The organism is Arcicella rosea, assembly GCF_014204325.1.
GTDB lineage: Bacteria > Bacteroidota > Bacteroidia > Cytophagales > Spirosomataceae > Arcicella > Arcicella rosea_A.
In genome coordinates, this window is sequence record NZ_JACHKT010000030.1 from 55,451 (window position 1) to 66,874 (window position 11,424).

Sequence of the window (11,424 nt, forward strand, 5' to 3'; positions counted from 1 at the left end):
TCGCATCACGGCTTTTTTGCATTTAAGGGCGAAAAAACATTAACATATCATTAACACGATAGCCTAAAATAGCCAATCAAATAATTGCGTTTTATCAATATATCATCAAAATGGTAAAATAAAACTAAGCTGGTGTAATCACAATAAACCGTAAAGAACATGACTATCAAATTATTTAGCTTGCTAATTTTCACTGTTGGATTGGCAAATACTACAATGGCTCAAGATCGTAATTATTCTAACAGAGGTAGAGATTCTCAAAACCGTGATAGGGATTATCAGCAACAACAGAACTATCCCGACAGAGATAGAGATAACAGAGACTATAGAGATAATAGAAACGATGATAGATATGATAATCGTAATGATAATAATTACGATGTTTATGCAAGATGTGATAACAATCGTTATGGAAATTATGATTTTGACAGACGTAATCCATTCGATACTCGTAGCCCGAATTACGACCCAAGAAATCCATTTGACCCACGTCCAGTTTATGACCCATACCGCCATAGTCGTTGGAACGAATTTGATTTCCGCAGCAATGTTGACCCTTTTGATTTTTGTGATAGCAGAAGAGTTTGGGCAAGTAGATATTATCCTTTAGACCCACGCAATCCTTATGATATTCGTAATCGCTATCAAGAAAGAGTAGTTTATAGAGGAGCAAGAAGACCTTCTCGCCCAGTGATTGTTGTTACTGTTCCGATTTTTGGACGTGGACACGCTCATCATCGTGGAAGAGATTGGTAATCAAGACCAATAATATTTCAGATACCCCCCCAAGGATAAGGAAATCAACTACTTATTCTTGGGGGTTTTATTTTATATTATTTTGAAATATAATGCTTATTAAACAGTATAAATCTAAAAAGTTCGACTCTTTAGGTTTACATAATATTCAACATTGAGTCTATTTTATTTTTATGAAAATCTATCAAGCAATTAGTGAAAAAGAGGCTCAGACCTTTACCACTGCACAATTAAGAGAAAACTTCTTGATTGAAAGTATTTTTAAATCGAATGAGATACATTTTGTATATACTCATTACGACAGAGTAGTGTTAGGCGGAGCACTGCCAACCATGGATGAACTTACTTTACAGACTTATGATAATCTGAAATCGGATTATTTTTTAGAAAGACGAGAAATCGGTATCATCAACGTGGGTGGAAATGGTTCGATTGAAGCTGATGGAGTAAACTACGAATTATCAAAACTAGATGCTCTTTATATCGGTAAAGGAGTGAAATCGGTCATTTTCAAAAGTAATGATGCTGACAATCCTGCACAGTTTTTCTTGTTATCAGCTCCTGCTCATCAAAAATTTCCTACTCAAAAAATGGGAAAAGAAGAGGCTTCGCCCGTTTCGTTAGGTACAGTAGAAACAGCCAATGAAAGAACTATCTATAAATATATTCATTTAGGAGGTATTCAGAGCTGCCAAGTAGTAATGGGTTTAACCGTTTTGAAAAATGGTAGCGTTTGGAATACAATGCCAGCACACGTTCATGATAGACGAATGGAGGCTTACTTATATTTTGATTTGAATCCAGAACATAGAGTATTCCATTTAATGGGTCAACCACAGGAAACTCGTCATTTAGTTGTTGCAAATCATCAAGCTATTTTATCGCCACCTTGGTCTATTCACTCTGGTGCTGGTACTTCAAATTACTCTTTTATTTGGGCAATGGCTGGCGAAAATTTAGATTTCACAGACATGGATTTTGTTCAAATTGCTGAATTGCGATAAATAATACACTTTGAAGGACAAAATCTCTAACATCAGCAATTAATGTGTCTTTGATTTATGTGGATTATTATTATTTGGAAGCATTTTCAAGATACTAATCGCTTTCAAAAAGAAAATTAAGCTTTACAATTAGCACATAAATCTTTCCCAAGAAAGAAAGAATTAACTTAACGCCATAAATTATCCCTGAGTAGGAATAATTTATGGCGTTATTTTTTCAACTGTTCTATACTTGTCTATATAAACCCTTACAGAGTGTGATAATATAATTCCAATAAAAACTTATCTTTATCAACTAATTTAAATGCATTAGCGTAGTATCTACGCTAAATCAATCTCAATTGTATATAATTCATCCAGTACTAATTTATTTTACTCATGAAACTTAAATTTCAGGCATTTATACTGTTTTTGTGCTTCTGTACAGTTACTTTATTTGCCCAAAACACCAATCCTCTAAAAGGGAAAAAGGTACTTATTTTCTCCAAAACAGCAGGTTTCCGCCACTCTTCGATTCCTTACTGCACAAAAGCCATCCAAAAAATGGGTAGTGAAAATGGATTTTCGGTTGATACTACTGAAAATGCTGACAATTTCAACGAAGCTAATCTAAAAAAGTACAGCGTTATTATTTTTAACAGTACTACAGGAAATGTATTAACAGAACCTCAACAAATTGCTTTCGAACGCTATATTCAAGCTGGCGGTGCTTTTTTGGGTATTCATGCCGCTTCGGATACTGAATACGACTGGCCTTGGTATGGCAAATTGGTTGGCGGATATTTTAATGGTCATCCAGGTAAAAATGTATCAAATGTGCAAAATGGTAAGTTCGTCATCAAAGACCGCACGCATATTTCTACCAATTTTATGCCTGAAAGTTTAGAGCGTAAAGACGAATTTTATAGCTTTAAGAATTTCAATAAAGATGTACATGTTTTGTACACAGTAGATGAAAATTCATATAAAGAAGGGCAAATGGGTGATTTTCACCCAATGGCTTGGTATCATGAATTTGATGGTGGAAGAGCATTTTATACTAACTGGGGACATACGAATGAGACTTTTTCAGAAGAAATTCCTTTGAAACACATTCTAGGTGCTTTACAATGGGCTGCTGATGGACCAGCCTTAGATTATTCTAAAGTAAAAAGTGTTTTGCCTCCAGATGAAAACCGTTTTACAAAAACTGTTTTAGATGAAAAATTAGACGAACCAACAGAATTAGTTGTGTTAGACAACGGTAAAGTAATTTTTGGAGAAAGAAAAGGCTTATTAAAAGTCTATGACCCAAAGAAAAATGCGACGAAAGTAGTGGCAGATTTAAGTGTTTATTCAAAATTTGAATATGGCTTAATGGGCGTAAATATTGATCCTGATTTCAATAAAAATAAATGGATTTACTTATTCTACGCTCCATCAGTAGGAATGGTTGGTGCTGATACTGCCAATCGTTTATCTCGTTTTGTCTATGATGATGTAAAAGATTCTCTTTTACTTAGCACCGAAAAAGTAGTATTGCGTGTTCCCGTAAAACGTACTGAATGTTGCCATACTGGCGGTTCGGTTGCTTGGGACAGCAAAGGAAATTTATTCCTTTCTACAGGTGATGATACCAATCCTTTCGCTTCACAAGGCTTTGCACCAATTGATAATAAACCTGGGCGTTCAGGTTGGGATGCTCGTTATACTTCTTCTAATACGAACGATTTAAGAGGTAAAATTTTAAGAATTAAACCAACTGCTGATGGTTCAGCGGGGGCTGCCCCTTATACTATTCCAGAAGGTAACTTATTCCCAGTTGGAACAGACAAAACTCGTCCTGAAATTTATGTGATGGGAAATAGAAATCCATACAGAATATCTGTTGACCAAAGAAATGGATTTTTGTATTGGGGTGAAGTTGGACCAGATGCTGGTGAAAATTCAACGAAATATGGCCCTCGTGGACACGATGAAGTAAACCAAGCTCGTAAAGCGGGTTATTTCGGCTGGCCACTCTTTGTTGCCGATAACCGTGCTTATAATCAGAGAGATTTCTATAAAGACAGTACTTGGACAAAATTTGATCCTGCACATCCAATCAATGATTCTCCGCACAACACAGGTTTACGTGAATTACCAGCAGCTCAAAAAGCATTTATCTATTACCCTTATGCTGATTCTCCAGAATTTGGAGCAATTGTTGGCAAAGGTGGACGCAATGCAATGGGTGGACCAGTGTATTACTTCGATGATTTTGATGCAAATTCAAAAGTAAAATTCCCTAAATATTTGGATGGAAAATTCTTTGCTTACGATTGGATGCGTGATTGGATTAATTTGGTAAGTATGAAACCAAACGGAGATTTTATTTCGATGGAACGTTTTATGCCAAATACTAAATTCAGCCATCCAATGGATATGCAATTTGCCAAAGATGGTTCTTTGTATTTATTGGAATATGGACAAAACTGGTTTGCTCAAAATGATGATGCCCGTCTTTCTAGAATTACTTTTAATGCCGGAAACCGTAGTCCAGTTGTAGTGGCAGATGCTGATAAAAAAGCAGGTGCATTGCCATTAAAAGTAAGTTTTTCTTCAGCAGGTACAATGGATTACGAGAATGATGTATTGAAATACGAATGGACGTTTACTAAAGGTGCTAAAAGTACTCTAGCAAATCCTAGCTTCACTTTCACAAAAGCAGGTGTTTATAAACCTATTTTGAAAGTAACTGATTCGGCTGGAAATGTAACAAGTACTACTTTAGAAATTAAAGTTGGAAACGATATGCCAAAAGTAATATTGGCAATTAAAGGCAATAAAACTTTCTACTGGAACGATGAAAAAATTGCGTATGAAGTAAATGTTTCTGACAAAGAAGATGGTTCTTTAGCAAACAAAAAAATCAAAGAAGACGAAGTACAAGTAAATATTGATTACTTAGAAGGATTTGACAAAACAGTTATTGCACAAGGACATCAGGCTAATTTGAGTGTTTCGGCAGGAAAACGTTTGATTGAACTTTCTGACTGCAAATCTTGCCATGCTGTTGATAAAAAATCAATTGGACCAAGTTATAAAGAAGTAGCCAAAAAATATAGCGGTAAATTTGAAATTGAAGGCAAACTTTCTGACAAAATCATCAAAGGTGGTGGTGGCGTTTGGGGTGAACAAGTAATGGCGGCTCACCCACAATTAACGAAAGACGACACCAAGGAAATGGTGAAATACATTCTATCGTTGTCAGACGACAAAAAAGTAAGCAAACCTGTAAAAGGCGAATACATCACAAAAGACAATGGAAAGGCGGGTACTTATATCTTCTCTGCTAGTTATACCGACAAAGGTGGTAGCAATTTAGGCTCTTTAACGGGTGCTACAAGCATAACGTTGAGAAGTGCGAAGTTCAAAGCGAGTTCTTTTGATACGCAAAAAGAAACAATGAAATATACGATTGATGGACTCGGTGAAGCCGTTATCGCCATGACAGACAATTCATATATTTCTTTCAATAATATTGATTTTACAGGCATTAAAGCTTTCAGTTTAGCGGCTTTTGCAAGCGACGAACGTACCGTTGGTGGTATTATTGAAATCCGTTTAGACAGCCCAATGGGACAATTAATAGGTAGCGGAAACGTAAGTAAATCTTCACAAGCTGCAACTAATATTTCCTTAAAAACACCATTGTTGGGTTCGCATAATCTGTACTTGGTCTTCAAAAATTCAGAAGCCAAAGGAAAACCATTATTTGCTTTAACAGATATTACAGCAAATAAGTAATCTATGGATTAAATAAATCTTATAAACAAAAACATGAGTCATCCCGAATTTTCTCACAAAAAAGCAAGTTTTAAAAGATTTCAATGTTTTTTGTATTTATTCTCGTCCTTACTTTTTGCCTTGATGCAAAAAGTAACAAAAAAATCAAGAATTCCTAAACTCGCTTCGCTCAAACAGTAGGAATTCGTTGTCCATCAATCATAAAAAAGCGGTCGAAAAACTAATTTCGACCGCTTTTTTATGATTTTAAAATTCGGGATGACTCATGTTTCATGTATAAACAAACCTCAAATCGTCTTTGAAAAATTCATATTAAACTCCTTTCCATTTAACAGCACAACCAACCGTTTTTGTGAAATTCCCAACCACTGGTCTGCCCGCTAAAAGATTATTAATCGCATCCTCTACATAACGTTTTGTAACTGCATTGGCATCTTGTGTATTATCATCAATTCCACCAATATATTGTAAAATAAATTTGTCTCCTTCCTTTTTTACCACATAAACAGAAGGCGTTCTTGATACGCCAAAAGCCTTTGAAGTAAGCTGGCTTTCATCTTGCAAATAAGGAAAAGTATATCCTTTGGCTTTAGCAACAACTTGCATATTCTCGAAAGAATCCTCTTCGTAAGCACTTGGATCATTCGGATTGATAGCAATTACGGGATAACCCTGCGAGGCAAATTTTTTATCTAAAGCCATGATTCTACTTTCATAAGCTTTAGAAAAAGGACAGTGATTACAAGTAAAAACAATGATATAACCTTTCACAGAACGATTATCAGCCATTGAAACAAAACTGCCCGAAGTGCTTCTTAGTTTAAAATCAGTAATAACATCGCCAATTGCATATCCTTTATCTGCTTTTTGTCTGTTTTCTTCCCCACTTTGCGTAAATCCAAATAGACTTGATAAAACGACTCCTAGTAAAAAAATCGTCTTTATATTTTTTATGTGTGTTTTCATTTCCTGATATATTTTAAGTATCTAAATCATTTAGAAGTTAATGCCTTAATAAGTTTAATAGTTAAATTTAATTTTTGTTAATTATTATAGTATTCAGTTTTGTATGGTAACAGGACACATTTTTTTTAGTTCATCACTAAACGATGTCATATTTACTTTCCCTTCATAAAATTTTCTTTTCCTCAGGTTAGCATTCAGTACTAAAGTAGCAGGAATCGTTCCAGACCATTCTTTATCAATCAAATCAATCCAAGAATTATAGTCTGGCTCATCCAGTAACACTACTTTGGATTTAATTTTATTTCGTTCTATTACATTTTTCAAGCTCGTTTCTGCATCTTTCACAAAGTCCATACTCACTAGGATAAACTTTATTTTTTGTGGATTATATGTTGTGCTAAGCTCTTCAAAAAAAAGTAATTCTTCCATACAAGGTCTGCACCAAGTTGCCCAAAAATGCAATACAACAGTTGTATCCGATACTTGATTTAGAACTTTTTGAAGATGCTCAAACTTTACAATCTCTACTTTTCTGTTTTGCCCATAAGTACCCAAACAAGTACCGTACATTAAACAAACAAAAATTATTCCAATTCGTATTCTTAAATTTCTACTTCGCATTTTATTATCTTATACAAATGAGATTGATGCTAATTAACTAACGTATAATTTTATAAATTATGTGCCTCTTCTAGATTATTGTTAAAAACGAATATTACTACATTTTAGCTTTACCCATAACTATCTTACTATTAGATTATTACGAAATAGATTATCCTTACTCATTTGTTAAATAATTTATAATAAATATAGAAAAATTCTTTCTCTTTTCAAAACAAAATACGTATCTTTGCGACCCAATAAAATTATAACTAACAATAAAATGTACGCAATCGTAGAAATCGCTGGTCAGCAATTTAAAGTTGAGAAAGACCTTTTCCTCTACACCCACCGTTTGGCGGGCGAGGAAGGCGCTGCACTGGTTTTCGATAAGGTTCTTCTTGTCGATAATGACGGAGACATCAAAATTGGTCTTCCAACTGTAGCAGGTGCTACTGTAACAGGTAAAATTTTAGCTCACGTTCGTGGAGAAAAAGTAATTGTTTTCAAAAAGAAACGTCGTAAAGGATACCAAAAACAGAACGGTCACCGTCAGAATTTAACTAAAGTTTTAATTGAAGGAATTTCATTTTAGTATTTAATGATTAATTTTATTCGTTAAGAGTTTCTTCAAAACGAAAATTAAAACGTTAAATCGATAAACTAACAAAACAATGGCACACAAAAAAGGTGCGGGTAGTTCGAAAAACGGTCGTGAGTCGCATAGTAAGCGTCTTGGAATCAAAATTTTTGGAGGTCAACCTGCAATTTCAGGGAACATTATTGTTCGTCAAAGAGGTACAGCACACAATCCTGGTCAAAATGTAGGTCTTGGTAAAGATCATACTTTATTTGCTTTGATTGACGGTACTGTTCACTTTAAAAAAGGATTTAAAGGACGTTCTTTTGTAGAAGTTCTTCCTGCTTAATAGTGGCAAATAACTAAGGTTATTCCATTATAATTCTTTAGAAGAGATTAACGATTGAATTTATTCAACGTTAATCTCTTCTTCTTTTTGGGGCTTTTATAGAAAGGTAAAATTTAATATTACTTTCTTAGTAAAGTCTTTTACATTTGCGACAAAACAATCTATCAATCCATTGACCTGTAAACATTTAGTTGTTTATGAGCAATGGCTTTTTTGTTTTTGTAATGACGTGACTTTGAAAGAATTCACCAATATGAATCCAAACCTTTAAAACATTTGGAATTTAGCATTAAACGCCATTCTTAGTAAGAATGGCGTTTTTTTGTACTATTCTTTGAACTCGTTTTATAGTCTAAATTGTTAACAAACATATAATCAATTACTTAATCGGTATCTTAAACATTGATTATACATTTGTATAGTAATATTTTAAACATTAATAATATGAGACAAAGCTTAGCGATTTTCCAACGGAACGATTGGAGAGATTTTCAGACAAGACGAAATGTCAATCGAAAAAATGTAAATAACAAGAAAGCTCCAGAAGTTGCACATCCTGAACACGATAGAGTATCGTTCGACTGGATAAACTAAAAAAGCCGTCCCATAGAAAATTGGAACGGCTTTTTTGTTTATTTTAATGCTTATTCTACTGGGAAAGGATATTCCTCAACATAAACATCCGTATAAATCTCTGCTGGATCTGGCCAAGGCGACTCTTCCGCAAATTTAACTGAAGCCTCAACTCTTACTTTAATCGCCGCATCAATCGCTGCTAAATCTTCTTCTGTGGCGATTTCGTTATCTAAAATCGCTTTTTTCACTTGTTCGATTGGGTCACGCATTTTGTATTGCTCAACCTCCTCTTTCGTGCGATATTTCTGAGGGTCAGACATTGAGTGACCTCTATAACGATAAGTTTTGAATTCTAAGAAAGTTGGTCCTTCGCCAGCTCTTGCACGGTCAGCCGCACGAGAAACAGCCTCGTGAACAGCTTCAACGCTCATTGCATCAACTGCTTCTGAAGGCATGTCGTAAGCTTCCCCGATTGTATAAAGGTCAGTTACATTTGAAGTACGAGAAACTGAAGTACCCATTGCATAACCATTGTTTTCTACCACAAAAATGGCAGGAAGTTTCCAAGTCATTGCCATGTTGAAAGCCTCGTGTAAAGCTCCTTGACGAACAGCGCCATCACCAAAATAACAAATAGCAAGGTTACCAGTTTTGTTGTATTTTTCAGCAAAAGCTAAACCTGCTCCTAATGGAATCTGAGCACCCACGATTCCGTGTCCACCTACAAAACCTACAGATTTATCAAAAATGTGCATCGAACCACCTTTACCTTTAGAGATACCAGTAGCTTTTCCGAACAACTCAGCCATAACCGTATTAGGGTCTGAACCTAAAGCTAAAGGAATACCGTGGTCACGATATGCAGTGATGTACTTGTCGCCGTCTTTCAATGCAGATCTTGCTCCTGATGAACAAGCTTCTTGTCCGATGTAAAGGTGACAAAAACCTTTGATTTTTTGTTGTCCATACAACTGACCAGCACGCTCTTCAAATTTGCGTTGAAGTACCATTGACTCGTACCAGTACATATAGGTCTCCTTCGAGTATTTTACTTTGTTTTCAGCTTTCTTTGCCATTTTCTACAATTATGAATGAGTGATTTGTGAATAAGTGAATTGTAAGCTTCACTTTAACACTGCTTATTCGGAGATAAATCCGATGCTAAACTGCCTGTGATTTGCAATCCCATCAAACAGTCTTTAATTTGCACTACGAAATTAGTACAAAACAAAGAACACACAAAGTATTTTGTATTATTCATTGATACTTAAATACAGGTTTTGCTCATTTTTACGCTCAATTTTTCAATTCAATACATTTTTATTTTCTTTTCATGTATTTACAAAAACTTAGTTTGACCAATTTCAAGAGTTACGATTACGATTCTTTCGAGTTTTCGTCTAGGATAAATTGTATTGTTGGCGAAAATGGTAGTGGAAAAACTAATTTGTTAGATGCTATTTACTTTTTGGCTTTAACCAAAAGTGCTATCTCTAATCAAGATAACTTGAGTATTAACCATGAAGCTGATTTTATGATGATTGAAGGAGATTTTGAAAATGTAAAATCTACTTTAATTACGATAGCCTTACAAAAAGGACAAAAAAAAGCTGTTTTGCATGACAAAAAAGCCTACGAAAGATTATCAGAACACATCGGTAAATTTCCTGTGGTATTACTTTCGCCAAATGATACTGATGTAATTCGTGATGGGAGTGAAGAAAGAAGAAAATTCTTCGACGGAGTGATGTCACAATTAGATTCAGGATACTTAGAAAATCTTTTACAGTATAATCGCCTATTACTTCAAAGAAACTCTTTACTGAAGCAGTTTTCAGAACGTAATTATGTAGATGATTTATTGCTTGATATTTACACTGACCCTTTGGTAGAGATTGCCATTAAAATTTATGATGCTCGCTTGGCTTTTACCAATACGTTTCTGCCCATTTTCAAAAAACATTATGACGTATTATCTGATGCTAGAGAAAGTGTTGATATGATTTTTGAATCGGAAGTAGGAAGTAAGGATTTTACTACTGTTTTCCGTAAAAATAGACAGCGGGATTTAGCAGCACAACGTACCACAATGGGAAGCCATAAAGATGATTTTATTTTTGAAATTAATGGTTTTACGCTTAGAAAATTTGGCTCACAAGGGCAACAAAAATCTTTTGTAATTGCCCTGAAATTAGCTCAATTTGAAATGCTAAGTCTTGCTAAAGGATACGCTCCGATTTTACTGTTAGATGACATTTTTGATAAACTCGACGATAGAAGAATTCAGCAATTAATCAATATGATGACTGACGGAACGTTCAATCAAGTCTTTATTACCGATGCACGACCTGAACGAACACGGCAATTACTGGATAACTTAACAGTTGATATAAAATACTTCGACATTAAAAACATGAGTCATCCCGAATTTTAAAACCATAAAAAAGCGGTCTAAAAACTAATTTTGACCGCTTTTTTATGATTGATGGGCAACGAATTCCTACTGTTTGAGCGAAGCGAGTTTAGGAATTCTTGATTTTCTTTTGCGGCCGCCGCTGCGGTTACTTTTCTTTTCTTGATAAAAGAAAAGTAAGGACAAGGCGATAAAAACTACAAAACAACCCAGAACTCACTATTTGATGAAAAAAATTAGGGATGACTCATGTTTTAGGCTTCCCTTTATGAGTGTAATCTTTTAATAATCAATATATTACCAATAAAATAACCCCGAAAAAGTGTCAATACTGGCAAATTTCGGGGTTTTTCTGTATTTTGTTTCTGCTAAAAAATATAAATACAGATGCAATATACACTGTTTGATTTCG

10 protein-coding genes are annotated in these 11,424 nt (G+C 34.7%); 7 read left to right on the plus strand and 3 right to left on the minus strand.

The annotated features are described in order from the left end of the window. Positions 1-159: 159 nt before the first annotated feature. The 3 genes from HNP25_RS17200 (at position 160) to HNP25_RS17210 (ending at position 5,528) form a co-directional block, all read left to right on the plus strand. Entirely contained in the window at positions 160-756 is a 597-nt protein-coding gene (locus tag HNP25_RS17200) for a hypothetical protein (RefSeq protein ID WP_184136156.1), read from the plus strand. Positions 757-929: 173 nt separating this feature from the next. Continuing rightward, positions 930-1,760 carry a 5-dehydro-4-deoxy-D-glucuronate isomerase gene (kduI, locus tag HNP25_RS17205; protein ID WP_184136158.1) on the plus strand — a complete coding sequence of 277 codons (831 nt, stop codon included), beginning with the start codon at positions 930-932 and terminating at the stop codon, positions 1,758-1,760. A 378-nt stretch (positions 1,761-2,138) separates the two neighbouring features. Next, positions 2,139-5,528, plus strand: a complete 3,390-nt coding sequence (locus HNP25_RS17210) for a ThuA domain-containing protein (protein ID WP_184136160.1) — start codon at positions 2,139-2,141, stop codon at positions 5,526-5,528. Between the two features lie 312 nt (positions 5,529-5,840). Here the strand turns inward: HNP25_RS17210 and HNP25_RS17215 are convergent, their stop codons facing one another. Both HNP25_RS17215 and HNP25_RS17220 read right to left on the minus strand, forming a co-directional pair. Continuing rightward, positions 5,841-6,494 (minus strand): thioredoxin family protein, encoded by a 654-nt coding sequence (locus HNP25_RS17215; RefSeq protein ID WP_184136162.1) that lies wholly within the window; start codon positions 6,492-6,494, stop codon positions 5,841-5,843. A 93-nt stretch (positions 6,495-6,587) separates the two neighbouring features. After that, positions 6,588-7,064, minus strand: coding sequence for a TlpA disulfide reductase family protein (locus tag HNP25_RS17220; RefSeq protein WP_221432497.1), 477 nt, complete (start codon positions 7,062-7,064; stop codon positions 6,588-6,590). 313 nt (positions 7,065-7,377) lie between these two features. Between HNP25_RS17220 and rplU the strand changes: the two genes are divergently transcribed. The 3 genes from rplU (at position 7,378) to HNP25_RS17235 (ending at position 8,617) form a co-directional block, all read left to right on the plus strand. After that, positions 7,378-7,689, plus strand: coding sequence for a 50S ribosomal protein L21 (rplU, locus tag HNP25_RS17225; protein WP_184136166.1), 312 nt, complete (start codon positions 7,378-7,380; stop codon positions 7,687-7,689). Between the two features lie 79 nt (positions 7,690-7,768). Continuing rightward, positions 7,769-8,023: a 50S ribosomal protein L27 gene (rpmA, locus tag HNP25_RS17230; protein WP_184136168.1), complete on the plus strand. Its 255-nt coding sequence runs from the start codon at positions 7,769-7,771 to the stop codon at positions 8,021-8,023. A 444-nt stretch (positions 8,024-8,467) separates the two neighbouring features. Beyond that, positions 8,468-8,617, plus strand: a complete 150-nt coding sequence (locus tag HNP25_RS17235) for a hypothetical protein (RefSeq protein WP_184136170.1) — start codon at positions 8,468-8,470, stop codon at positions 8,615-8,617. 50 nt (positions 8,618-8,667) lie between these two features. On the opposite strand, the gene pdhA is transcribed toward HNP25_RS17235, so the two are convergent. Further along, complete coding sequence (pdhA, locus tag HNP25_RS17240) at positions 8,668-9,675, minus strand: pyruvate dehydrogenase (acetyl-transferring) E1 component subunit alpha (RefSeq protein ID WP_184136171.1); 1,008 nt, start codon at positions 9,673-9,675, stop codon at positions 8,668-8,670. Positions 9,676-9,932: 257 nt separating this feature from the next. Here pdhA and recF point away from each other — a divergent pair, with 257 nt between their 5' ends. Further along, positions 9,933-11,033, plus strand: a complete 1,101-nt coding sequence (recF, locus tag HNP25_RS17245; protein ID WP_184136173.1) for a DNA replication/repair protein RecF — start codon at positions 9,933-9,935, stop codon at positions 11,031-11,033. Positions 11,034-11,424: the final 391 nt, after the last annotated feature.

Bases quoted from the DNA above. Each gene is read 5' to 3' on its own strand.
- kduI (WP_184136158.1), top strand. From the start codon at position 930: ATGAAAATCTATCAAGCAATTAGTGAAAAAGAGGCTCAGACCTTTACC.
- pdhA (WP_184136171.1), bottom strand. From the start codon at position 9,675: ATGGCAAAGAAAGCTGAAAACAAAGTAAAATACTCGAAGGAGACCTAT.
- HNP25_RS17200 (WP_184136156.1), top strand. From the start codon at position 160: ATGACTATCAAATTATTTAGCTTGCTAATTTTCACTGTTGGATTGGCA.
- HNP25_RS17235 (WP_184136170.1), top strand. From the start codon at position 8,468: ATGAGACAAAGCTTAGCGATTTTCCAACGGAACGATTGGAGAGATTTT.
- rplU (WP_184136166.1), top strand. From the start codon at position 7,378: ATGTACGCAATCGTAGAAATCGCTGGTCAGCAATTTAAAGTTGAGAAA.
- rpmA (WP_184136168.1), top strand. From the start codon at position 7,769: ATGGCACACAAAAAAGGTGCGGGTAGTTCGAAAAACGGTCGTGAGTCG.
- HNP25_RS17220 (WP_221432497.1), bottom strand. From the start codon at position 7,064: ATGTACGGTACTTGTTTGGGTACTTATGGGCAAAACAGAAAAGTAGAG.
- HNP25_RS17215 (WP_184136162.1), bottom strand. From the start codon at position 6,494: ATGAAAACACACATAAAAAATATAAAGACGATTTTTTTACTAGGAGTC.
- HNP25_RS17210 (WP_184136160.1), top strand. From the start codon at position 2,139: ATGAAACTTAAATTTCAGGCATTTATACTGTTTTTGTGCTTCTGTACA.
- recF (WP_184136173.1), top strand. From the start codon at position 9,933: ATGTATTTACAAAAACTTAGTTTGACCAATTTCAAGAGTTACGATTAC.